General features: G+C 62.2%; 22 protein-coding genes and 1 pseudogene. 10 read left to right on the top strand and 13 right to left on the bottom strand.

All coding sequences use genetic code 11. The features are described 5' to 3' along the window. Nucleotides 1–183: 183 nt before the first annotated feature. Both I3J13_RS24875 and I3J13_RS24870 read right to left on the bottom strand, forming a co-directional pair. Nucleotides 184–1,038, bottom strand: a complete 855-nt coding sequence (locus tag I3J13_RS24875; protein ID WP_196380597.1) for a TrmH family RNA methyltransferase — start codon at nt 1,036–1,038, stop codon at nt 184–186. Then, nucleotides 1,028–1,420 carry a hypothetical protein gene (locus I3J13_RS24870; RefSeq protein WP_059754555.1) on the bottom strand — a complete coding sequence of 131 codons (393 nt, stop codon included), beginning with the start codon at nt 1,418–1,420 and terminating at the stop codon, nt 1,028–1,030. Before I3J13_RS24870 ends, I3J13_RS24875 begins: the two co-directional genes overlap by 11 nt. A 38-nt stretch (nt 1,421–1,458) precedes the next feature. Here I3J13_RS24870 and I3J13_RS24865 point away from each other — a divergent pair, with 38 nt between their 5' ends. From I3J13_RS24865 to rpoH, 3 genes are all read left to right on the top strand, one after another. After that, on the top strand, nt 1,459–2,481 hold the full coding sequence (locus I3J13_RS24865) for an RluA family pseudouridine synthase (protein WP_035259711.1): 1,023 nt from the start codon (nt 1,459–1,461) through the stop codon (nt 2,479–2,481). 275 nt (nt 2,482–2,756) lie between these two features. Continuing rightward, complete coding sequence (locus tag I3J13_RS24860; RefSeq protein ID WP_196380596.1) at nt 2,757–3,581, top strand: class I SAM-dependent methyltransferase; 825 nt, start codon at nt 2,757–2,759, stop codon at nt 3,579–3,581. 166 nt (nt 3,582–3,747) lie between these two features. Next, a complete protein-coding gene (gene rpoH, locus I3J13_RS24855) occupies nt 3,748–4,650 on the top strand; it encodes an RNA polymerase sigma factor RpoH (protein ID WP_003522581.1) in 903 nt (300 codons plus the stop codon). A 451-nt stretch (nt 4,651–5,101) separates the two neighbouring features. Here rpoH and I3J13_RS24850 read toward each other — a convergent pair whose 3' ends face one another. Both I3J13_RS24850 and I3J13_RS24845 read right to left on the bottom strand, forming a co-directional pair. Beyond that, nucleotides 5,102–7,399 (bottom strand): hypothetical protein, encoded by a 2,298-nt coding sequence (locus I3J13_RS24850; RefSeq protein ID WP_196380595.1) that lies wholly within the window; start codon nt 7,397–7,399, stop codon nt 5,102–5,104. A 70-nt stretch (nt 7,400–7,469) separates the two neighbouring features. Then, nucleotides 7,470–8,768: an adenylosuccinate synthase gene (locus I3J13_RS24845; protein WP_196380594.1), complete on the bottom strand. Its 1,299-nt coding sequence runs from the start codon at nt 8,766–8,768 to the stop codon at nt 7,470–7,472. Nucleotides 8,769–9,009: 241 nt separating this feature from the next. On the opposite strand from I3J13_RS24845, the gene I3J13_RS24840 reads away from it, so the two are divergent. Next, nucleotides 9,010–9,897, top strand: a complete 888-nt coding sequence (locus tag I3J13_RS24840) for an EamA family transporter (RefSeq protein WP_196380593.1) — start codon at nt 9,010–9,012, stop codon at nt 9,895–9,897. A gap of 90 nt (nt 9,898–9,987) precedes the next feature. On the opposite strand, the gene I3J13_RS24835 is transcribed toward I3J13_RS24840, so the two are convergent. Then, nucleotides 9,988–10,521, bottom strand: a complete 534-nt coding sequence (locus I3J13_RS24835; protein WP_080850964.1) for a transglutaminase-like cysteine peptidase — start codon at nt 10,519–10,521, stop codon at nt 9,988–9,990. 663 nt (nt 10,522–11,184) lie between these two features. Between I3J13_RS24835 and I3J13_RS24830 the strand changes: the two genes are divergently transcribed. After that, nucleotides 11,185–11,769 (top strand): transglycosylase SLT domain-containing protein, encoded by a 585-nt coding sequence (locus I3J13_RS24830; RefSeq protein ID WP_003522586.1) that lies wholly within the window; start codon nt 11,185–11,187, stop codon nt 11,767–11,769. A gap of 54 nt (nt 11,770–11,823) precedes the next feature. Here I3J13_RS24830 and I3J13_RS24825 read toward each other — a convergent pair whose 3' ends face one another. The 5 genes from I3J13_RS24825 to I3J13_RS24805 all read right to left on the bottom strand — a co-directional run bounded on the left by I3J13_RS24825 (nt 11,824) and on the right by I3J13_RS24805 (nt 16,080). Continuing rightward, nucleotides 11,824–12,438, bottom strand: a complete 615-nt coding sequence (locus I3J13_RS24825; protein WP_059754628.1) for an alpha/beta hydrolase — start codon at nt 12,436–12,438, stop codon at nt 11,824–11,826. Between the two features lie 253 nt (nt 12,439–12,691). Beyond that, nucleotides 12,692–13,636 carry a VOC family protein gene (locus tag I3J13_RS24820; RefSeq protein ID WP_196380592.1) on the bottom strand — a complete coding sequence of 315 codons (945 nt, stop codon included), beginning with the start codon at nt 13,634–13,636 and terminating at the stop codon, nt 12,692–12,694. A 163-nt stretch (nt 13,637–13,799) separates the two neighbouring features. After that, the gene (locus tag I3J13_RS24815) at nt 13,800–14,876 is read right to left on the bottom strand and encodes a siderophore-interacting protein (protein ID WP_196380591.1); all 1,077 of its coding nucleotides are present in this window, start codon (nt 14,874–14,876) and stop codon (nt 13,800–13,802) included. A 71-nt stretch (nt 14,877–14,947) separates the two neighbouring features. Next, nucleotides 14,948–15,661 carry a uracil-DNA glycosylase gene (gene ung, locus I3J13_RS24810; RefSeq protein WP_142844941.1) on the bottom strand — a complete coding sequence of 238 codons (714 nt, stop codon included), beginning with the start codon at nt 15,659–15,661 and terminating at the stop codon, nt 14,948–14,950. 23 nt (nt 15,662–15,684) lie between these two features. Beyond that, nucleotides 15,685–16,080, bottom strand: a complete 396-nt coding sequence (locus I3J13_RS24805; RefSeq protein ID WP_080850959.1) for a VOC family protein — start codon at nt 16,078–16,080, stop codon at nt 15,685–15,687. Nucleotides 16,081–16,337: 257 nt separating this feature from the next. Between I3J13_RS24805 and I3J13_RS24800 the strand changes: the two genes are divergently transcribed. Beyond that, a complete protein-coding gene (locus tag I3J13_RS24800) occupies nt 16,338–16,694 on the top strand; it encodes a YbaN family protein (RefSeq protein WP_020809733.1) in 357 nt (118 codons plus the stop codon). Nucleotides 16,695–16,709: 15 nt separating this feature from the next. Here I3J13_RS24800 and I3J13_RS24795 read toward each other — a convergent pair whose 3' ends face one another. The 3 genes from I3J13_RS24795 to I3J13_RS24785 are packed head-to-tail and all read right to left on the bottom strand — an operon-like array spanning nt 16,710 to nt 19,467. After that, complete coding sequence (locus I3J13_RS24795) at nt 16,710–17,492, bottom strand: heme ABC transporter ATP-binding protein (RefSeq protein WP_196380590.1); 783 nt, start codon at nt 17,490–17,492, stop codon at nt 16,710–16,712. Next, complete coding sequence (locus I3J13_RS24790; protein WP_080850954.1) at nt 17,489–18,577, bottom strand: FecCD family ABC transporter permease; 1,089 nt, start codon at nt 18,575–18,577, stop codon at nt 17,489–17,491. The genes I3J13_RS24795 and I3J13_RS24790 overlap by 4 nt, the downstream gene beginning before the upstream one ends. Further along, a complete protein-coding gene (locus tag I3J13_RS24785) occupies nt 18,574–19,467 on the bottom strand; it encodes a heme/hemin ABC transporter substrate-binding protein (protein ID WP_059754633.1) in 894 nt (297 codons plus the stop codon). Before I3J13_RS24785 ends, I3J13_RS24790 begins: the two co-directional genes overlap by 4 nt. Nucleotides 19,468–19,654: 187 nt before the next feature. On the opposite strand from I3J13_RS24785, the gene hmuQ reads away from it, so the two are divergent. The 4 genes and pseudogenes from hmuQ to purU form a co-directional block, all read left to right on the top strand. Then, a complete protein-coding gene (gene hmuQ / locus I3J13_RS24780) occupies nt 19,655–20,002 on the top strand; it encodes a heme-degrading protein HmuQ (protein ID WP_003522597.1) in 348 nt (115 codons plus the stop codon). A gap of 9 nt (nt 20,003–20,011) precedes the next feature. After that, nucleotides 20,012–20,536 carry a heme utilization cystosolic carrier protein HutX gene (gene hutX, locus I3J13_RS24775; protein ID WP_196380589.1) on the top strand — a complete coding sequence of 175 codons (525 nt, stop codon included), beginning with the start codon at nt 20,012–20,014 and terminating at the stop codon, nt 20,534–20,536. A 175-nt stretch (nt 20,537–20,711) separates the two neighbouring features. Next, a complete protein-coding gene (locus I3J13_RS24770) occupies nt 20,712–21,488 on the top strand; it encodes a YbaY family lipoprotein (protein WP_196380588.1) in 777 nt (258 codons plus the stop codon). A 206-nt stretch (nt 21,489–21,694) separates the two neighbouring features. Beyond that, nucleotides 21,695–21,811 (top strand): annotated as a pseudogene (gene purU / locus I3J13_RS24765) (formyltetrahydrofolate deformylase); the annotation flags it as partial.

Genomic DNA, 21,811 nt, shown 5'->3' with positions numbered 1-21,811 from the left:
GTGCGGCTTACCCCCCTCTGCCCTGCCGGGCATCTCCCCCTCAAGGGGGGAGATCGATATGCGGCGCTCTTCAGCCCAACTCTAACGTTGCGAATGAGCGAGCGTTAGCTCCCAGCGGATCTCCCCCCGTGAGGGGGAGATGCCCGGCAGGGCAGAGGGGGGTAAGCCGCATACGCCTCGGCATCATACCCGCCCCATAACCCCCGCCATCTGATAAAGCGCCAGCCCCGAAGCCGTCCCCGCATTCAAGCTATCCAGCTGCGGCGACTGCGCAATCCGTGCGGTATGAAACCGCGAGAGCACCGATTGCGGCAGCCCCTCGCCTTCGGTGCCAATCACCAGCGCCATGCGCTCGGACCGGGGAATATCGCGAATCTCGGTTTCGCCACCCGGCGAAAGGCTCCAGATCGCAAAACCGGCCTCGGAAAGCCGCTCCAGCATCTCCACCGCCCCGCCGCCGCGATGCCAGGGAACCGAAAGCACCGAGCCGACGGAAACGCGCAGCGCCTTGCGATAAAGCGGATCGCATGAGGTCTCGTCCAGCAACACCGCATCGGCATAAAACGCCGCCGCATTGCGGAACATCGCCCCCAGATTATCGTGATTGGAGATGCCGCAGCCCACGAGCACCAGCGACGAGGCGGGAAGCGCCGCCGTCATCTCCTCCAGCCCGCGATCCTGAACCCGCCGCCCGAGCGCCAGAATGCCGCGATGAAGGTGAAAACCGACAATGCCATCCAGCACCGGCGCTTCGGCCACATAAACAGGAACATCATCAGGGAAATCGGCAAGGATATCGGCGACACCGGCAAGCCGGTTGCGAAGGATGAGGATGCTTTCCGCCGCAAAGGCGCCGCCCGCTTTATGGGCGGCGGCCAGCATGCGCAGCACCACCGTTCCTTCGGCAATGAAGCGGCCCTGACGCCCGGTCAGGTCGCGCTCGCGAATATCGCGAAAGGCGGCGATGCGCGGATCGGCCGGGTCCTCGACCGGGATCAGCGCCCGCCCGTCCAGCAGCTTATTGGCCTCACTGGCCATCGACCGTCACATCGGCGAGGAACCGGCCGGCCGCGACGTTGAAGACCAGCGCCTTGCGGGTGCCGTTGGCGAGCCGCCCGTAAAACAGCATGTCGCCGCCGGAATAGCTGACATTATCGATGACGAAGCCCTGCGGCAGGCTGGCGGTGACGGCCAGCGGTCCGTTGCCGGTGGGAACGGCAAGGTTCGGCGCTTCGCTCTGCGTCTGAACCGCCTTCGACGGCCCCATCGCCTTGTAGACAACCGCACCGAAGACGGCCATAAGGCTGATAAACATCACGGAGCCCGACACGATCTGCAAACGGATCATCTTGCGGCGAACTTTTTCCATGGCCGGATCAAGCGGCTTGTCTTCCTGTTCGTCTTGCTCGATCTGCGTCATCGGGTTCCCTGAAATGCTGATGGATCGGAAAAATAAGAATGAACGACCCCTTTAAACAAGGCGGAGACGCAAGGAAAGTCCTGATTGCCGGGGAAAACGCCGAAGGCCGCCTCGATTCATGGCTGGCAGGCGAAGTGGGCGGCGACTTCTCCCGCAGCCGCTTGAAAGCGCTGATCGAGCAGGGCGCGGTCTCCATCAACGGCCAGCCGGTGACGGAGCCGAAAAAGAAGGTGCATCCGAAGGATCGCATCGAAATCGTCATGCCCGAGCCGGAAGACCCGGAACCCAAGGGCGAGGACATTCCGCTCGACGTGGAATATGAGGATGAAGACCTGATCGTGCTCATCAAGCCCGCCGGTCTCGTCGTGCATCCGGGCGCCGGCAACTGGACCGGCACGCTGGTCAACGCCCTCATCCACCATTGCGGCGACAGCCTCTCCGGCATTGGCGGCGTCAGGCGACCGGGCATCGTGCACCGGCTGGACAAGGAAACCTCCGGCGTCATGGTCGTGGCGAAGAACGACAATGCCCACCGCCATCTCGCCGCGCAATTTGCCGACCATGGCCGCACCGGGCCGCTGGAGCGCGCCTACAAGGCCGTCGTCTGGGGCCGCCCGCGCACCCTGCGCGGCACCATCGACGCAGCGCTCGGCCGCAGCGCCGACCGCACCAAACGCGCCGTCAAGCACGAAGATTCGGACGATGCCCGCGAGGCGATCACCCATTACGAGGTGATGGAGCGTTACCATGAGCGGCCGGACGCCACCTGCCTCGCCTCCATGGTGGAATGCCGGCTGGAAACCGGCCGCACCCACCAGATCCGCGTTCACATGGCCCATATCGGCCATCCGCTGATCGGCGATCCCGAATATGGCGCGGCCTTCCGCACCAAGGCGAACCTTCTCGAAGAACCGGCAAAGAGCACCGTTCGCGGCTTTCCGCGCCAGGCCCTGCATGCCTATCTGCTCGCTTTCGAACATCCGCGCACCGGCGAGGTGATGGAATTCGAAACCGACCTGCCGGATGACATGGAAGCGCTGACCGCCGCATTGCGTGGCTGAAAACCTGCATGGCGCGGTCAAAAAAACTGCGCCATGCATTTCGCCGGAAGCCCCGGATAATAAAAAAAGATTAGCGGATAGCGATATTCCGCAGTCGGTCCTTTTTATAGACCGCCCCAATTTCGCTTCAATCGTCACACCTCCTCGGCCCCGCAAAGCCTGAAATCGCCGCCATTGAACCGTGGCAATTTCAAGCCTGCCAAATAAAGCCGCAGGGACGCCATTCGTTCGATCCGCCCCCCGAACGGAACCGGCATGATGACGGGATCTATCGCATGAATATCGAAGACCGCCGCTTTATCTTTCAGGAGTTGCGCAGCGTCGAAGGCTATATCGACCCGCCCGATGCGCTCGTCTTCAAGGCGCTGTTGCAGGCCCAGACGAAAAGCGGCCTCCATGGCGGCATGGCGGAAATCGGCGTTTATTACGGCCGCTCCTATTTCCTGCTGCGTAAATTCGCCGGGAAGCAAGAAAAGGTGCTGGGCGTCGATCTCTTCGATCTCGATCCGCCCGAAGATGGCAGCCTCGACCAATATGAACGCCTGATGGAAAACGGTCGCCGGCTGGGTTTCGCCATGGATGAAGACCTGATCGTCAGGGGCGACAGCACGCGGCTGGCGCCCGCCGACATCACCTCCCGCATCGGCCCCGCGCGCTTCTTCAGCATCGATGGCGGCCACAACCTGCACCACGTGCTGGCCGATGCGAAACTGGCGATGGAGGTGATCGCGCCGCATGGCGTCATCGTCTTCGACGACACTTTCAATCCTGCCTGGCCGGAAGTGACGGTGGGCGTCGCCGATTTCCTGCGCACCCATGGCCACAGCCTCGTCTGCTTCGGCATGACGAAATACAAAACCTATGTCTGCCGCCGGGAATTTCACGCGACCTATGCGGACGCGATTGCCGCCGATCCGGATCTGCAGGCGCTTGCCCATGTGGAGACGCAGTTCCTCGGCTCGAAGGTGGTGCGCCTGCACAATCCCATGCGCCGGCGGGTGATGTATGAGCTGATGGTGCGCTCTGGCCTTGGCGGTTTTTCGGAACGAATCTACCGTTCGAAAGTTAAACAGGTCAAGGAAGGTGTCACTGGAACATAACGCATGTGTGAACGCAGCGTTCGCTTGAAACGCGGCGGGCGCGTACATATCTGTCACATGGGTTCGTGCGGGGTCGGTAACGACCCGCAGCTTACGGTGTGCCTCCGGCGGGTCAGTCGCCGATCAAAGAGGGTGCCGTTCCAGACCATAGATAAGGGGGTGCTTTATGGCCCGCAATAGTTTGCCTACGATTACAGCCGGCGAAGCCGGTCTCAATAGATATCTCGACGAAATCCGTAAATTTCCGATGCTGGAGCCGCAGGAAGAATACATGCTTGGCAAGCGTTATGCCGAGCATGGCGACCGCGACGCCGCGCATAAACTCGTCACCAGCCACCTGCGTCTCGTCGCCAAGATCGCCATGGGTTACCGCGGTTACGGCCTGCCGATAGGCGAAGTCGTCTCCGAAGGCAATGTCGGCCTGATGCAGGCGGTGAAGAAGTTCGATCCGGAGCGCGGTTTCCGTCTGGCCACCTATGCCATGTGGTGGATCAAGGCCTCGATCCAGGAATATATCCTGCGCTCCTGGTCGCTGGTGAAGATGGGCACGACCGCCAACCAGAAACGTCTGTTCTTCAACCTGCGCCGGCTGAAAGGCCGCATCCAGGCAATCGACGATGGCGATCTGAAGCCGGAACACGTCAAGGAAATCGCGACGAAGCTTCAGGTGTCGGAAGAAGAAGTCATCTCGATGAACCGCCGCCTGCATGGCGACGCCTCGCTGAATGCGCCGATCAAGGCGTCCGAAGGCGAGTCCGGCCAATGGCAGGACTGGCTGGTGGACGACCATGACAGCCAGGAAGACGTGCTGATCGAACAGGACGAGCTGGAAACCCGCCGCCGCATGCTGGCGAAAGCCATGGGCGTGCTGAACGACCGCGAGCGCCGCATCTTCGAAGCCCGCCGGCTTGCCGAAGACCCGGTGACGCTGGAAGAACTCTCCTCCGAGTTCGACATCAGCCGCGAACGCGTGCGCCAGATCGAGGTTCGCGCCTTCGAGAAGGTGCAGGAAGCGGTGCAGAAGGAAGCGCTGGAAGCTGCGCGTGCGCTGCGCGTGGTGGATGCGTGAGTGGACGCGCTCCTGACGCCAATGCGCTGACCGTGAATCATCCTCGGCCTCCGGCCGGGGATTTTTTATTTGTAAAAGGCGGGCGGGGAAATGCTCTGTCTCTGAGACCCACGATTGTGCTGGAGGAGAAGCGGTAGGGAAAATATCCGCGTTTCGGAGTATGCCGCTTACCCCCCTCTGCCCTGCCGGGCATCTCCCCCACAAGGAGGGAGATCGGCAAGACGCGCTGCGTTGCGCTATCTCCGACCGTCAAGAAAAACGAAACCTCGCCGCGAGTCGATCTCCCCACCTGTGGGGGAGATGCCCGGCAGGGCAGAGGGGGGTGAGCCGCACCCACCCACATCACCAAAACCCATCACCCGACAAAGCAAAGACAACGCCGCAGCCATTCCACAAGCACGTCGCCCTTTGCCATATAACAAAAAGGGCGGCCTGAGCCGCCCTTAAATCATCACTGCCCGGTCGCCGGCGTTGCCGCCGCCCATTCGCTGAGCGCCTTGTCGAAGGCGGCGATGCCGTCATTGCCCTTTTGCAGGGTCAGCAGCGCACGCCGGCCGTTGCGGTAGGAAACCGGGATGTCGATCCAGTTGCGGCTCTTCAGAAGCTCCAGATTGGTCTTCATCGCATCCGGGAAGTCGTTGAGCGCGATCATGTGGAAATCGTCGGTGATCTTGGCCGGAACCGCGATCAGCGCGTTGCCGCGATCCTGCTCGGTGCTCTTCATCGCGATGCGCTGGACGCTGTCGATAGCGCCGCCTTCGAAGCCGGGCGACACCGAGAAGACGATCTCGATCAGATGGCTGGCCGGCAGCGACGGATCGGTATTGCGCTTGAAGGTGATCAGCGCGCTGAGGCCACGGCCGGGAACGGTGATCTGGCCCTGCACGGTCGGAGAAGGTTTGCCCTCACCGTCATTTTCCTGCTGCAGCGACCAGGAAACGCTGCCCTGAATGGCGGTCGGCACCGTCTGGCCCAGCACTTCCTCATAAAGGAACATGCGGTCGCCGGCAGCGGCGGCAGGCTGCTGCGCCGGCGGCGTGCCGGCAGGCGTTCCAGCGGGTGCACCGGCATTATTGGCCGGAGCCTCGCCCGCAGGCGGCGGCGCGACATTCTGCTCATAGACCGACTGGCCTTCGGCGGTGACCGGCTGGCCGTTCGCACCGGCGGCAGGTCCCTCGTCACGCTCGGTGCCGTCGGCCAGAAGCCGCTGGGTGAACTTGGTGCCGCTGACGGAGCCGTCATCGCCATGGGTCGGGGTCTGATGGTTGGTCGGAGTTGTCGGCTGCTGCCCCGTGGCGGGCGGCTGCTGGGCCGCCGGCGGCGTCGAGGTCTGCGCCTCACCCGTGCCGTTCGAAGCCGTCTGGCTGGTGCCGCCGTTCTGTGCGGAGCTGACCAGCCCGCCGACCATATCGTTCAGCGCATCGCGGTTCATCCACACGGCATAACCGCCGCCGGCAAGCAGCGCCACGCCGACAAGGGCCAGAACCAGCGACGCATAATTGCGGCGCGGCTTCTTCTTGACCATATAGGCGGGCGTTGCGGCGGCAGCGCCCACGCCATTCGTTTCGCCCGAAGCCTGACGGGTGGTGGAGGACGACGCGCCGTCATAACCGATCAGTTCGTCCAGATCGTCCCAGGGCGTGCGTTCCTTATTGTCCTTTGCCGCTGCCTGATCGCCGAAGAGATCGTTATCCGCGCGCGGCAGCGCCGGCGCGTCCTTGGCGGGAATGGCAATATCCGCATCCTGGAAATAGGACGAGAAATCCTCGACCACGGCCGCCTTTTTCGGAGCCTGCTCTTGCGGCTGGCGATGGTCGTCAAAATCGTGCCGGCCGCCAAACGCCGGAGCATGCTCCACGGCGGCGGGACCGAAATGGTCGTCCGTCTCGCGCCGATCATCCTTTTCGTAAGGGGCGGGCTCGAAACTTACTTCCGGCTCCTGGTAATGCTGGGCGGCATAACCGGCAACGAGCGGACGTTCGTCGGTCTCGTTGCGAACCTCTTCATATTCCTCGGCGGCCGGACGCACATCGTCGTCCTGCGCTTCGTCGAGCTTGCGCCAGTCATCCTCATCCACCGGCTGCGCCCAATGGGAGGGAACGGAATCATCGGCAGCGCCGAGCGCCGTTTCAGGCTCCGGCTGGTGAGCCGGCTCTTCATCCGTCCGTGTGAAATAGGTGCCGACGGCTTCGTCGGAAGCGTGCGCCGGGGCGGGAGCGGCATGAACCGTTTCCGGCGCATCATAAAGCTCTTCCGGCTCGCGGTCGCCGTGATGCGGCTCCTCATCGGCAGCGGTGCCAGCGTGCCGGGGCTCTTCCTCTTCGGCCGCGTCTTCGTAAGCCGGCTCCGATTGCGCGGGTTCAGCGGATGCCGGCTCTTCGTAGGCCGGCTCGTGCCGCGCCTCTTCCCGGTCAGCATCCTCTGCCGGCTCGGCGGCGCGGGCCTCGTCTTCGTCGGCAGCATCCTGCTGGTAATAGGATGCCGCCGTCTCTTCCGCAGCGGGAGAGACAGCGTCATCATCCTCCAGCGCCGGAAGCGCCTCGGCATATTCGCTGTCCACCTCGGCTATGGCGGCGTCCAGCTTGGCGATCTGCCGGCGCAACAATTCTTCCGGCGGACGTGGCTTCATATTCTCGAGTTGGCGCACAACCGCACTGCGCGCCTTGTCGTAAACCTTCGCCCGGTTTTCGGGAGTATTGTTCGCCAAGCCATCCACGGCCTTGCGAATGACTGCTACAAAATCCGCCATAAGCACTTTCTCGTCGTGACCGGCGACGTACCGGCCCGATATGGTTTATGAATCTAGATCGCCGAGGACATTAATCCTCAAACGGATCAGTCACAAGTATGGTGTCGTCACGCTCCGGACTTGTCGACAGAAGTGCGACAGGCGCCCCGATCAATTCCTCGACCTGACGGACATATTTGATTGCCTGAGCAGGCAAATCCGCCCATTTTCGGGCACCGACGGTAGATTCCTTCCAGCCTTCCAGCGTGACGTAGATCGGCTCGACGCGCGCCTGCGCGCCCTGGCTTGCCGGAAGATGGTCGATTTCCTGCCCGTCCAGCTTGTAGCCGACGCAGATTTTCAGCTCGTCGAGACCATCCAGAACATCAAGCTTGGTGAGCGCGATGCCGGTAATACCATTGGTGGCGACCGACTGGCGCACCAGTGCCGCATCGAACCAGCCGCAACGGCGCTTGCGGCCGGTGACGGTGCCGAATTCATGGCCCTTTTCGCCGAGGAACTGGCCGATCTCATCGTTCAGCTCGGTCGGGAACGGACCTTCGCCAACGCGGGTGGTGTAAGCCTTGGTGATGCCGAGAATATAACCCAGCGAACCCGGACCCATGCCCGAACCGGCGGCGGCCTGGCCGGCAACCGTGTTGGAAGAGGTCACATAGGGATAGGTGCCGTGGTCGATATCGAGCAGCGAGCCCTGAGCGCCTTCGAACAGGATGCGCGCTCCGGCGCGGCGCTTCTTGTCGAGCAGCAGCCAGACGGTTTCGCTGAACGGCAGGATGCGCTCGGCAATCGAGCTCAGCTCTTCCATGATCGTCTCATGCGAGACTTCGGTTGCACCGAAACCGCGGCGAAGCGCATTGTGATGCGTCAGAATACGATCGACCTTGGCGGAAAGCGCCTCCATGTCGGCGAGATCCATGACGCGGATGGCGCGGCGGCCAACCTTGTCTTCGTAAGCCGGGCCGATGCCGCGGCGGGTGGTGCCGATCTTGGTGCCGCTGTTGGAGGCGGCGTCTTCGCGCATGCCGTCCAGCTCGCGGTGCAGCGAAAGAATGAGGGTGGCATTATCGGCGATACGCAGGTTTTCCGGGGTAACCTTCACACCCTGCGCTTCCAGACGGCCGATTTCGGCGATCAGCGCATGCGGATCGACCACGACGCCATTGCCGATGACGGCGAGCTTGCCGGGACGCACGACGCCGGACGGCAGAAGCGAAAGCTTGTAGCTGATGCCATCGATGACAAGCGTATGGCCGGCATTATGGCCGCCCTGATACCGCACGACGACATCTGCCCGCTCGGACAGCCAGTCGACAATCTTGCCTTTGCCTTCGTCGCCCCACTGCGAGCCGACCACCACAACATTCGTCATTTCTTGCTTTCCTGCTCATGGCGCTTGCGCGCCCGATAACCCGATGGGAAACCCAAACCCGCGAATGTATACTGTGTTGTTTTACGGAAAGCGACCCTGTTTCTTATGGAGAATTTTGCTTTTTCCGTGACAAGGCGCGGATTTCCCGCATTATCTCGCCTCGTGGGGGCCAAGCGCGGGCGCAAGACCGCCATTCACCCCTTAGCCGTTTTCCCGCCCCGTGAAGAAGCGAAACATCAGCGTGCCCTCCAAAGCCTATATCGCCCTCATCATCGCCACGCTCTGCTGGGGCGGCAACACCGTTGCCGGCAAGCTGGCCGTCGGCCACATCAGCCCCATGGCCTTCACCTTCCTACGCTGGGTCTTCGCCGTCGCCATCATCTTCGCCATTTCCGTGCCGCAGCTCATCAAGGACTGGCCGGTGGTGAAAAAACGCCTGCCCTATTTCCTCGTGCTCGGCAGCGTCGGTTACACGGCCTTCAACGTGTTTCTCTACACGGCCCTGCAACACACCTCGGCCATCAACGCCGCCGTCATCCAGGCCGGCATTCCCATGGTCATCTTCGTGCTGAATTTCATGCTGTTCCGCACCCGTGTGCTGTTCGGCCAGATCGCCGGCTTCTGCCTCACCATCGCCGGCGTGGCGCTTCTCGCCTCGCATGGCGATCCGGTCTCGCTGCTGCAACTGGAAATGAATGTCGGCGACGCGATCATGCTGCTCGCCGTGCTGGTCTATGCCATCTACACCGTCATCCTGCGCTGGAAACCGGCGGTCGACTGGCGCACGCTGATGGCCATCCCCGCCTTCTTCGCCCTCGTTACCTCCGTGCCGCTGATCTTCTGGGAAATCTCACGCGCGAGCGTCGTCTGGCCGGACCAGAAGGGGTGGGTGCTGGTGGTCTATGCCGCCATTTTCGCCTCTCTCGTCGCGCAGATCCTGTATATCAAGGGCGTTGAACAGATCGGCGCCAACCGCGCCGGCCTCTTCATCAACCTCGTACCCGTCTTCGGCACCCTGCTGTCGGTTATCGTGCTCAGCGAGACGCTGCATACCTATCAGATCGTCGCTCTTATCATGGCGCTGGCGGGCATTGCCGTCGCGGAACGAAAAAAATCGCCGGCTTCCTGAACCGACAGGGTCAGGAAAACCGGCGCAGTCTGGCAGGCATGAAAGAATGGAGCATCGGACCGAAGATCTTTCCGATGCTCGAACGAAAGCTCAGAGCGCGGTTTCGCGTTCGGCCGGAGAAAAAACGGCATTGCCAAGGACGATATCGCCCTTGTCGGTGGTGACGATCAGCACTTTTTCGAGCGATCCGTCATTGTTCAGCGAAAAGGCAAGGCGCAGCGCGCTGGAAGACCAGCCGGCGCCGGCAAGGGCCGTGCGCTTGATGGCGGCGCAGTCACCGCAATCGCCAAGGCTCAACGACGGCGTTGCCGGAACATCGGTTGCAAAACCGGAAAAATAATCGTCGAGCGCGCCCATGGTGGCGTTCACATCGCGGTTGACGCGCAGCAGTTCCTCACGGCGCTCACCGGTCAGCGGCGCGGCGATGGTGGAGACGCATTGGCCGGCGGAAAGAACGCAGCCGTCGAAACCGCCCGGCGCGGAAACACCGATCTGCGTCACCGCAGACTTCTCGACGGCGGCAAAACCGCGGGCAAAACCGGCAGCGCCAGCCGCGTCGGCATGATTGGACATGGAAGCAACGGCAATTCCGCAGATGGCGGCAGCAATAATCTTCTTCAGCATTTCATACCCCGTTTGCGATCCGCCGGCTTGTGCCGGTCTCGATTTCTGTTTTGTGGAGCGTCTCTTTCAAAGGCCGCTCCCCGTCTGTGATCCCACAATGGCACAGCACTGTTTTCAGCCGCTTTAAGCCGATTGCTACAATTTTATCGGTTTTCATTTTTGTACAGCGGACGCTTTTTTTCGAATATGCGCCGACACCGTCACCGCGAATTCCGCGGCAACGTTGGGAAGCGATATAGGGGCCGCATCGCTGCGGGGGTATCAAAGGGTATTGCAGGGTTTGCAGACGATGCGGCCCCGGCTTGAAACATATGACCCGCCCGCCAAACCGGTTTCTGTTTGGAGGATGGGCATATGCCGGCCGCCTCAACCGTGACATCGGGAAACTCCCCGGTTTCGGCCGCCTGCCCCGCCCACCTTGCGCCGCGCGCACGCCTGATGACCGGGATGAGCCAAGTATAGCCGGGCCGGCGGGACCGTGGACGTGCGGGGATGAACGCTTCTTGAAAAAAGGCGCCCGGAAGGCGGCCTCGCCCCATCCCGGCCACAGGAATTTTCAGCGGGTTAACGGACGGCCGATCGGCGGCATTTGAATTAACCTTGTCTTAAAACCCGACGTTAATGGTTAGCAATTTAAGAATAGCGGAACGAAAGGGTTCCGTTATGCGTGGCGTATTTGCCGTTGTTTTTCTGATGCTCGTTCTGGCCGGCTGCGCCACCGCACCGTCGCAGGTGACCAATGCCTGTGCGATTTTCGAGCAGCGGAACGGCATCTTCAACAACTGGCGGCGCGATGCGAAAGCGGCCGAGCGCGAATTCGGCGTGCCCGTGCCCGTCATGATGGCGACGATCTATACCGAATCCGCCTTCCGCCCCTATGCGCGGCCGCCGCGCACCAAGCTTCTCGGTTTCATTCCCTGGACACGCCAGTCGAGCGCGTATGGTTATGCACAGGCGCTGGACGGCACATGGAGCGTTTACCAGCGTGAAACCGGCCGCTGGTCGGCAAGCCGCACCGATTTCACCGATGCCATCCACTTCGTCGGCTGGTATCATGCCAAGAGCCGGCGCGAAAACGGCATTTCGCTGAACGACCCCTATAATCTCTACCTCGCCTATTATTCCGGCCATGCCGGTTATGCGAAGGGCAGCTGGCGCAACAATTCCGCCGTCCAGAAGGCCGCCCGCCGCTCCGCCAACATGGCGCTGCGTTACGAGGCGCAGCTGCAGCAATGCGGATATCGCTGAGGCGGAAGCACAGGCGAATGCCGGCTTAAAAGCCGGCATAATGCAGACATTCAGCTAAGCGTTATAAGCTGCCAGAAAACCCCTGACCGCATCGATCTCGCCCGAGCGGATTTCATGTCCGCCCGGATGCCACACGGTTTCCACCGTGCCGCCCTGCGCCTTGAGGCTCTGTTCCAGCGCCTTCGTCAGCGGCACCGGGCAGATCGGATCGCGCTCGCCGGCCGTGATCAACACCCGGCGCGAGGCTTTGGCGGGGGAGATTTTCGGTTCGAAAGGGATGAGCGGATGCATCAGCACCGCCGCATCGAAAAGCCCGGGTTCTTCGATCAGCACATTGGCGAGAATATTCGCACCATTGGAAAAACCGAGGCCGACGATCGGACCGGCCTGATAATGCTCCCGGTTCGCCCTGATGAAATCCGCCATCTTGACGGTCGCCCGTTGAAGGTCGGCCATGTCGTAGACGCCCTCTCCCGTGCGCCGGAAAAACCGCGCCGCGCCATGTTCGGAGACATCGCCGACGGGTGAGAGAATGGTCGCCTCAGGCAGCAGGCGCGAGCCGAAATCGAAGAACTGGTTTTCATCGCCGCCGGTGCCGTGCAGCAAAACGAAAAGCGGTGCACCGGCAGCGCCGGCGCGGGATTTGTGGAAATAGCTGTCCCTGGTCATGGGAGGATCCTTTCTGAAAGGAAGAGATTCAAAGGCTTCCGAAGGCCTCTTCGGCCAAGCGGAGCAATCATATGAAGCGAACGGACGCGGCTTGTGTCTTCTCCCCGCCGGGGAGAAGTCCGCGGCAGCGGGATGAGGGGGCAAGCTCTCCGAAATCCGGCAACGTTACCCCCTCATCCGACCCTTCGGGCCACCTTCTCCCCGGCGGGGAGAAGAAGCAGGTCGCAATGTCCTGCCAAGCGCTATCGAGCGGTTAAGCCGCCTTCTCGTCCCCCAGCGGCTCCAGATGCTCTTCAAGCACGGAGCGCAGATGCGCGTGCTGGGTCGGCAGCTTCAGCGCCTCGCCGAGATGGGCGGTGTCCTCGTCGCGGTCGAAACCGGGCTCATTGGTGGCCACTTCGAACAGCACGCCGCCCGGCGTGCGGAAATAGATCGCCCAGAAATAATCGCGGTCGATCACCGGTGTCACCTGATAGCCGGTATCCATCAGCGCCTTGCGCACCTCCAGCTGCTTTTCACGGTTTTCAACCGCAAAGGCGATGTGGTGCACGGACCCCGCACCCAGCCGCGCGCCGGAAATATTCGGCATGGTTTCGATGTCGATGAAGTCGGCACCGTTGCCGCCGGGAATACCGAGGCGCAGAACGCCATCCTGACGGTCCACTTCCTGATAGCCCATGAATTTCAAAAGCTCGGCGGTCGCACCTTCATCGCGAAGACGCAGCGAGGCGCCCTGAAAACCATGGATTGCCTGATCCGCGCCAACACCATTGCCGATCCATTGCGCACGGTTGTCATCCCTGACCTCGACCAGCGCAAAACCGTCGCCATCGGGACCTGCGAAATGCAGGCGCTTGTTGCCGAAGGCTTCATCGGCCTTCAGGCCATCCACGCCGGCCTTGGAAAGACGGTCCTGCCAGTAGCCGAGCGATCCCTCCGGAACGGAAAACAGCGTCGTGCCCACCTCACCGGTGCCGGGACGGCCGCGGGCGATATGCGGGAACGGAAAATAGGTCATGACGGAGCCGGGTGTGCCGACTTCATCGCCATAATAGAGATGATAGACGTCAGGCGCATCGAAATTGACCGTCTTCTTCACCCGGCGCAGGCCGAGCGTATCGGTGAAAAAACTGTTGTTCTGGCGCGCGCTCGCCGCCATGGACGTGACGTGGTGCAGGCCCTTGATCTGGTTGAGCATAATAAACCCCTTTTGCCTGGCGGGCCTCACGGTTGGGGCCTGCCCTGTTCATGGCGTAAAGATGGGGTAACAGCGCTCTCAGGCATAGAGAGGACAACGGGAACGGATTGTTCCCGAATGATGAACGATAAAACCGACTGTTCAACGGGCCCGATAAGGCAGCTCAATGATCGTCGGCGACGCCCATGGTCCAGTAGCCGACAGCGCGCAGCGATGCTTTCGGGAAAGAAATCTCGTCGGTAAGGAAGGATTTTGCCGCCCTCGCCTCGGATTTTTCGCAGGCGACAAAGACGTGCAGGCCGTCATGATCCGCGCTCCAGGCATGGTCACGCAGCGCCTTTTCGATGAGACCGGCGGTGCCTGCGGGCTTGCCGCGGCGATAAAGCCATGTCCACTCGACATTTGCCGCGCAGACGATCTCCTGCCGCTCGGCTTCATCGTCGATCTCGGCATAGACGCTGAGCTTTTTCCCGGCCGGCATTTCGGCCGCCATGCGCAGCATCACCGGCAGCGCCGTCTCGTCACCGGCAAAGACATAACGCTCGGCTTCCGGGCAGACACCGCTCGGGCCGATGATGCCGAGAACATCGCCGGGCTTCGCCGTCGCGCCGAAGGTCGCGCCCGGCATGTGGTCGCCCTCATGCATGACGAAATCGATATCGACTTCACCGCGCGCGATATCGCCGGAACGGATGGTGTAGACACGCCGTGTGAGAAGATCGTCGCCCGCCGGCCAGACGATCGCCCCGGTGGGCGCAAGATAAGGCCAGACCGGCGCGCGGGCCTGATCCGGCACCAGAAGCAGGCGCACATGCATGCCGCCGGTCAGCAGCCTTTCGATGCCGCTTTCGACGGAAACCACCAGCCGGCGCATATGCGGCGTCAGATTATAGGCGCGGGCGACCTTGCCGACGAAGAGATTGGGCAGCTCACGCTGTTGCGCGCCATGCCCGCTCCAGCGGAAATCCAGCCCCGTCTCGCCGGAGAATTCGACGATATGCTCGGCGACCATCGCCTTCACCGACATCAATATATGTTCGGAAATGCAGCTCACCCTTGCGGCGAAACGCCCACCCTCGGCGCTGAAGCTGCCATGGCCATATTCCGTCTTGAACCGCACTGTCGCGCCTTCCCGTTCCATCTCCATATGCTCGGAAAAATGATCCTCGAAAGCATCGACGATCGACAGCGGATCGGGCAGCGAGACGGAGGTTTCGGCAGACAGGAGAGACACGGGCATAATCCTTCACTTCGTAGTCCGGTTATCTTTAATCCCGACAACCGCAAAGCGTAAAGGTATTTTATGAGTGTCTAGAGAAGGTTTTTGTCGCTTCCCACCGTTTCCGGCAATTGCCAGTCGATCGGCTGACGGCCATGGGAGGCGAGAAAGGCGTTTGCCTTGGAAAAATGGCCATTGCCGAAAAAGCCGTTATGGGCCGAAAGCGGGGATGGATGCGGCGAGCGCAGCACGAGGTGCTTGCGCTGGTCCACGAAGGCCGCCTTCTTCTGCGCATAGGAACCCCAGAGCAGGAAGACGACATGGTCGCATTCGTCGTTAACGGCGCGGATGACGGCATCGGTGAACTTTTCCCAACCCTGCCCCTGATGCGAGGCGGCGCGGGATTCTTCCACCGTCAGCACGCTGTTGAGCAATAGCACGCCCTGTTTCGCCCAGCTTTCCAGAAAGCCGTGACCCACCGGGCGAATGCCGAGATCGCTCTGCAATTCCTTGTAGATATTGACGAGCGAGGGCGGAATGCGCACGCCGGGCTGGACGGAAAAGCACAACCCATGCGCCTGACCGAGCCCATGATAGGGGTCCTGGCCTAAAATGACGACCTTGACCTCGTCGAGAGGCGTGAGATCCAGCGCCCGGAAATATTCCGCACCCCTGGGGAAGATGCGCTTGCCGGCGGTCTTTTCGGCAAGCAGGAATTCTTTCAGCTTGAGCATATAGGGGCTGGCGAATTCGCCGGAAAGAACGCGTTTCCAGCTTTCCTCGAGTTTGACGCCTGCCTCTGCCATGCCCGCCTCTCCCATAATCGCGCTTATTTGAACCGGTTGCCGCGTTGCAGCACTTCGATCTTGTAACCGTCCGGATCGCAGATGAAAAAGTATTTCGCGAAAGGCTGGCCCTTATAATCGGCTTCGATGATTTTTCCGGGGGAAAGGCCGATCTCGGTGAAGCGCTGATGCTCGTCATCCACATCGGCCACGCTGACCGCGAGGTGACCATAGCCGTCGCCCAGCGCATAGGGCACTTCGCGACCCCGGTTAACGGTCAGTTCCAGCTCGAAATCGCCCTCGGCATTGCTGAGATAGATCAGCGTGAAGTTTTCGAACTCGGCGCGTTCCGCAACCTCAAGCCCGAAAGCCTGTTTGTAAAATTCCACCGAACGCTTTTCGTCCAGCACCCGGACCATCGAGTGGATCAGCTTGGCCATGGTGTTTTCCTTCTTCTTCTCAACCTTTGACGGCCCGGTTATGCTCCGGGCATCGCGGCCCAAGGGGATAAAGACTGCGTGCTTCGCTTTCAACCCTAAAGGCACTCTGCGACAGGACGTAACGGCCCGATCACGGCAAATGTGATGGCAAAAACCCCTTAGTTTTTCCGGTGCGGTTGGGACCTGCGGCAACGAGACCGCATGGTTTTGGCTCTGCCGCTCTATCCTGAGTAGAGAACTCATGATACCGGCTAGGCATGCGCCTTTTATACCTCTGTCTTGGCTGGCTTATGGTCGCGACCGGCATTGTCGGCGCGTTTCTTCCGGTTTTGCCCACCACGCCGTTCCTGCTTCTGGCGCTCTGGTGTTTTTCCCGCTCCTCGCCAAGACTCGAGGCATGGCTGCTGGCCCACCCCAGATTCGGCCCTTCGCTGCGGCGATGGCGCGAACGCGGCGCAATCGCCCGCAACGCCAAGGTCGCAGCGCTTTCTGCCATGTCCGTCAGTTACGCCGCTTTCTGGTTTCTGAGCGAGCCGCCGCCGCTGCGGGCCGCCATCGTCGCCGCCGTCATGCTCGGCTCTGCGCTCTTCATCGCCACCCGCCCGGAAAGCTGAGGCGAAGGACAGTCCTTAACGGTGGCGCGACTGCGGCAGCACGTAAGGAATATGCCGCGCCGGCAACCGACCGACGACGCCGCCAATGCCATAGACCCTTGCGATCGTCTCGTCGCTGATCGTTTCCAGCGAGGGGCCGCTCGCCGTCACCCGGCCGCCATGCATGACGATAAGTTGATCGGCAAATTCGGCCGCAAGGTTGAGGTCGTGCAGGATGGCGAGCACCAGCCCGCCGCCGCCTGCAAAGTCGCGCGCCGTTTCCAGCACGGCGATCTGGTGGCCGATATCGAGGCTTGCGGTGGGCTCGTCGAGGAAGAGCGCCCGCGCCTCGCCATTTTCCATCGGGTTCGGCACCTGCGCCAGCGCCCGGGCAAACTGCACCCGCTGCTGCTCACCGCCGGAGAGCATGTTGTAGGACCGCTGCTCGAAACCGCGCAGCCCGGCCTTGGCGAGCGCGCGGCGGGCCTGCTCTTCCGGCGCGCGAGACCCCTGTGCGACAGCCCCCATCCGCACGATTTCGAGCGCGGTGAAAGGGAAAGCAAGCTGGGTGCTCTGCGGCAGCACGGCCCTGAGACGGGCGAGCTGGACCGGCGTGAAGGCCGGCAGGCCGATGTCGTTATAGGTCACCGAACCGCCCTCGGCGCGCATTTCGCCCGAGAGAACCTTCATCAGCGTGGATTTGCCCGCACCGTTGGGGCCGATGATGACATTGACCTTGCCGGGCTTCAGATCGACGCTGACCGCATCGAGAAGCCGGCGGCCGGAGCGGATGAGGGTGAGGTTTTCGGCCCGGATCATGACATGTTCCGCATGGAAAAACCGCCGCGTCCCAATAGCAGGAACAGGAAGACCGGCGCACCGATGAGCGCCGTGACGACGCCGATGGGCAGTTCCGCCGGTGACGCGACGGTGCGGGCGAAACTATCGGCCAGAAGCAGAAGCGCTGCGCCGCCAAGTGCGGAGGCCGGCAGCAGGAAGCGGTGCGACGGGCCGATGGCGAGCCGCAGAAGATGCGGCACGACGATGCCGACAAAACCGATGGAGCCGGCCGCCGCCACGCTTGCCCCGCAGGCGGCGGCAACGGCCAGAATGACGATCCGCTTCAGCCGCTGCACCGGAATGCCCATGTGAAAGGCGGCGGCATCGCCCAGAATGAGCGCATCCAGCCCGCGCGCAACGAAGGGAATGATGGCGAGCACGATGACGATGAAGGGCAAGGTGGCGAGCACCTTGGCGGGCGTGGCCCCGCCGAGCGAACCGAGCGACCAGAAAGTGATGTCGCGCAGCGCCCGGTCATCGGCCATGAAAATCATCAGCCCCATCAGCGCAGCGCTGATCGCCGCCACCGCAATGCCGGCCAGAATGAGCGTTGTGGTGGAGGTGGCGCCATCCTTCGTCGCGATCAGGTAAAGTACCCAGGTGTTCAGCAACCCGCCGAAAAACGCCATCAGCGGCAGAAAATGCGGGCCGAAAAACACGGCGACGGTGGCAAGCGCACCTTCCCCGAGAGAAATGGCCGCGACCGCGAACAGCGCCGCCCCCGAGGTGACGCCGACAATGCCGGGATCGGCCAGCGGATTGCGGAACAGGCCCTGCATCATCGCCCCCGAAACGGCAAGTCCCGCGCCGATCAACATGCCGAGCGCCGTGCGCGGCAGACGAACCGCCTCAAGAATGACCCTGTCGCGCGCATCGAGCTGATCCGCGCCGCCGGTGAAATAGGCCCAGAGTTCGGACATGCCGACGCCCGTGGGTCCGCTGACCAGCGATACGCCACAGGCAAACAGCAGGATACCGACGAGCACGGCGAGGGTGACGACCCCCTGGCGGGATCTGTCGCCCGCAACCCTGCCTTCAGCGGAACTCAAGGCGGCAAGGCTCACGGCTTCACCACCTCAGGATAGAGCTTAGCTGCCAGCTCGCGGCCCGCAGCGGGCGTGCGCGGGCCAAAACCGATGAGATAAAGCCCATCCATGCTGATGAGCGCCTTGCTGGCGGCGGCAGGCGTGGACTGGAAGGCCGGCAGCGCGAAGATCTCTTCCGCCTTTGCGGCATGATCGCCGCGCGCCATGGTCAGCACCAAATCGGGTGCCGCGGCAATGACCGCCTCATCCGTCAACGGCTTGTAACCATTGATCTCCTGAGCCGCATTGATGCCGCCCGCCATTTCGATGATCGCGGCCGCTTCGGTGTCCTTGCCCGCCGCCATGATGCGGCCGCCAGCGGTGGAAAGCACGAAGAGAACCCGCTTTCTACCCTTTTCCGGCACGGCCGAAACATCCTTGGCGAGCGCATCGAGCCCGGCCTTGGTCTCGGCAGCCAGCGCCTTCGCCTTGTCAGAAAGACCGACCGCCGCGCCGACATCCTCGATCTTTTTGGGGATGGCGTCGCCGCTCGGCGGCGTATCGACGGTGACGAAAGGCACCGCACTCGCCTTCAGGATGGCGATGACATCGGCCGGGCCGGACCCGTCTTCGGAGAGGATGAGATCGGGCTTCTGCGACAGGATGCCTTCGGACGAGAGCGCCCGCATGTAACCGATATCCGGCTTGGCAAACGCATCGGCCGGATAGCTGCTGGTGCTGTCACGCGCAACGACGCGGTCTCCTGCGCCCAGCGCATAAAGGATTTCGGTGACCGTGCCGCCCACCGCGACGATGCGTTTCGCTTCCGGATTGCCCTTGTCCGAAGCCATGGCGGCAGGTGCGGCAAAGGCGATTGCGGCAGGTACGAGGGCGGCGAAAACAAAGGAACGAAGGCGGGAATTCAACATGGCGCTATCCTGAAACACGACCCGGCGCGGCTTTGCCCGCGCCAATTAATCTTGAGTTCTTTACACATGTTTATGGGCGGCGCAATCGATAAGTGGAGTAAATTTGTTCGCTTTGTCGTGAACCCCTTTCCAACCTCCCTGCGGCTGGATATCCTGACTCAAACTGGAAACTTAAAGGGAGAATTTCATGTTTATCGCAATGAACCGCTTTCGCGTCGTGCCGGGTTATGAAGAAACCTTCGAATCCATCTGGCGCGAGCGCAAATCGCATCTGAGCGAATTGCCGGGCTACATCGAATTTCACATGCTGAAAGGCCCGAAGGCGGATGACCACACGCTTTATGCCTCGCACACCGTCTGGGCCACCAAGGACGATTTCCTCGCCTGGACGAAATCCGAACAGTTCCGCGCCGCCCACGCCAAGGCCGGCGAAAACCGCGGCAAGGTGGAATATCTCTCCGGCCCGCATTTCGAAGGCTTCGACGTCATCATCCATGAAGACAAGAATGGCGAACGCCGTTCGATTGCCGCCTGAGGCCGCCCGATGAGCATTGCAGCCCAAAAGACCGACGACGACAGGCAGGCCCGCGCCGCCGCTGCGCTCGCCGAAAAGCCCGATGGTATCGTGGAGGCTATCGCCGCCAAGGCCGAGGTGACGCCGGCCGAAATTCTGGCGATCCTGCCGGAAGGTGCCGCCGTTTCAGCTGCCGCCGACCGCTTCGACGCCATCTGGAACGAGATGCGCAGCTGGGGCGAAGTCCTGATGATCGTGCAGACCGGCGATATCGTGTTCGAAGTGCCGGGCCACCTGCCGGAAGGCAGCGAAAGCCACGGCTGGTTCAACATCCACGGCGACAGCCCCATCGGCGGTCACATCAAGAAGGACAATTGCGCCGGCATCACCTTCGTCGACCGCGGCTTCCATGGCCGCCGCTCCTGTTCCGTCTGGTTCATGAACGCCGCCGGCAGCGCCATGTTCAAGATTTTCGTCCGCCGTGACGAGAACAAGGAACTGCTGGCCGGGCAACTGGCGAAGTTCGAAGCGCTGCGGGACGGTTTCCGCGGCTGAGACCTGTGGGGAGGCTGCCAGCAGCCTCCCCACTGCTTTCATAATCGCACGCGTCATCATTCGCCCGGAACCTCTCCGGCTCACGCGTGAGAAAACAACCACCGGTTCATCGCCCGTTCAGTGCCGTTTTTTATCATCCGCTGAAATTTGATCGGCACCAGCACGGAGCAAGCACATGACCGACCGCCAACCTCTTCTTTCGCGCCGCAGTTTCGCCGGGCTTGTTGCGCTTGCGCCGCTTTTTGCGGCGGGCGGCGCGGCTGCCGCACCGGCAAGCCTGCGCGGCAGCGTTTCCTATCGAGAGCGCATCGCCCTGCCGCCGGGCGCGACCGTTACCGTGCGACTGATCGACGTTTCGCTGGCGGATGCGCCGTCGCAGACGATTGCCGAAACCACCATCCGCCCGCGTGGGCAGGTGCCGGTACCCTTCGTGCTGCGTTATGATGACCGCGACATCCGTGGCCGCCGCTCCTATGCGCTGAGCGCCGAAATCCGCGACCGCGACCGGCTGCTCTTCACCACCACCCGCCGTTATTCGGTGCTGACCGGCGGTCGCGACGATACCGATCTGGTGCTGGAGCGCGTCGGCGCGGGTCCGGGCCGGCCGGAGCCGGAAGCCGGTATCGAAGGGCGCTGGCTGGTGCAGGACATCCGTGGCGAGCGGGTTCGCGGCCGCCGTCAGGCGACGCTGGAAATTACCCGCGAGGGCCGCGTTTCCGGCAATGCCGGTTGCAACGGCATTGGCGGCGAGGTGAAGATCAGCCGCAACCGCGTCGATTTCGGCCGGATGATTTCCACCCAGATGGCCTGCGCACCTGACATCATGCGCCAGGAACGGCAGTTCATCGAAGCGCTGGAAGGCGCTCGCTCCTTCAGGCTGGAGCCGCGCCGCGGCACGCTCGAACTGCTCGACGGTCGCGGCCGCACGGCGATGCGCCTGCGCCGCGCCTGATACAGGCAACGGCCCACAGAAACAGCTGGCGTCGCTGTGCTGGCCATGGAACATTCCATGTCGCTTCCGGCACGGCGCGCTGCCCTTTCCCGCCCTATGACTTTGGCTGCGTTCGTCTTGACGCTTTGCTCCGCCGCGGAGCTGCGCTATGGAACGCGCCGAACTGCGCTGGCTGATGCCGGCGCGACGTCTTTGAGGAAAAACGAATGACATCCTATGTTCTGACCGTAGCCTGCAAATCGACCCGTGGCATTGTGGCTGCGATTTCCGGTTATCTGGCGGAAAAAGGCTGCAACATCGTCGACAGTTCGCAGTTCGACGAC

The organism is Agrobacterium leguminum (assembly GCF_015704895.1).
Taxonomy (GTDB): Bacteria; Pseudomonadota; Alphaproteobacteria; order Rhizobiales; family Rhizobiaceae; genus Agrobacterium; species Agrobacterium leguminum.
This window is presented reverse-complemented; position numbering and strand designations above follow the sequence as displayed.

Excerpts from the sequence above, each read along its gene's own strand:
- I3J13_RS24875 (WP_196380597.1), bottom strand. The coding sequence starts at position 1,038 with ATGGCCAGTGAGGCCAATAAGCTGCTGGACGGGCGGGCGCTGATCCCG.
- I3J13_RS24870 (WP_059754555.1), bottom strand. The coding sequence starts at position 1,420 with ATGACGCAGATCGAGCAAGACGAACAGGAAGACAAGCCGCTTGATCCG.
- I3J13_RS24865 (WP_035259711.1), top strand. The coding sequence starts at position 1,459 with ATGAACGACCCCTTTAAACAAGGCGGAGACGCAAGGAAAGTCCTGATT.
- I3J13_RS24860 (WP_196380596.1), top strand. The coding sequence starts at position 2,757 with ATGAATATCGAAGACCGCCGCTTTATCTTTCAGGAGTTGCGCAGCGTC.
- rpoH (WP_003522581.1), top strand. The coding sequence starts at position 3,748 with ATGGCCCGCAATAGTTTGCCTACGATTACAGCCGGCGAAGCCGGTCTC.
- I3J13_RS24850 (WP_196380595.1), bottom strand. The coding sequence starts at position 7,399 with ATGGCGGATTTTGTAGCAGTCATTCGCAAGGCCGTGGATGGCTTGGCG.
- I3J13_RS24845 (WP_196380594.1), bottom strand. The coding sequence starts at position 8,768 with ATGACGAATGTTGTGGTGGTCGGCTCGCAGTGGGGCGACGAAGGCAAA.
- I3J13_RS24835 (WP_080850964.1), bottom strand. The coding sequence starts at position 10,521 with ATGCTGAAGAAGATTATTGCTGCCGCCATCTGCGGAATTGCCGTTGCT.
- I3J13_RS24830 (WP_003522586.1), top strand. The coding sequence starts at position 11,185 with ATGCGTGGCGTATTTGCCGTTGTTTTTCTGATGCTCGTTCTGGCCGGC.
- I3J13_RS24825 (WP_059754628.1), bottom strand. The coding sequence starts at position 12,438 with ATGACCAGGGACAGCTATTTCCACAAATCCCGCGCCGGCGCTGCCGGT.
- I3J13_RS24820 (WP_196380592.1), bottom strand. The coding sequence starts at position 13,636 with ATGCTCAACCAGATCAAGGGCCTGCACCACGTCACGTCCATGGCGGCG.
- I3J13_RS24815 (WP_196380591.1), bottom strand. The coding sequence starts at position 14,876 with ATGCCCGTGTCTCTCCTGTCTGCCGAAACCTCCGTCTCGCTGCCCGAT.
- ung (WP_142844941.1), bottom strand. The coding sequence starts at position 15,661 with ATGGCAGAGGCAGGCGTCAAACTCGAGGAAAGCTGGAAACGCGTTCTT.
- I3J13_RS24805 (WP_080850959.1), bottom strand. The coding sequence starts at position 16,080 with ATGGCCAAGCTGATCCACTCGATGGTCCGGGTGCTGGACGAAAAGCGT.
- I3J13_RS24800 (WP_020809733.1), top strand. The coding sequence starts at position 16,338 with ATGCGCCTTTTATACCTCTGTCTTGGCTGGCTTATGGTCGCGACCGGC.
- I3J13_RS24795 (WP_196380590.1), bottom strand. The coding sequence starts at position 17,492 with ATGATCCGGGCCGAAAACCTCACCCTCATCCGCTCCGGCCGCCGGCTT.
- I3J13_RS24785 (WP_059754633.1), bottom strand. The coding sequence starts at position 19,467 with ATGTTGAATTCCCGCCTTCGTTCCTTTGTTTTCGCCGCCCTCGTACCT.
- hmuQ (WP_003522597.1), top strand. The coding sequence starts at position 19,655 with ATGTTTATCGCAATGAACCGCTTTCGCGTCGTGCCGGGTTATGAAGAA.
- hutX (WP_196380589.1), top strand. The coding sequence starts at position 20,012 with ATGAGCATTGCAGCCCAAAAGACCGACGACGACAGGCAGGCCCGCGCC.
- I3J13_RS24770 (WP_196380588.1), top strand. The coding sequence starts at position 20,712 with ATGACCGACCGCCAACCTCTTCTTTCGCGCCGCAGTTTCGCCGGGCTT.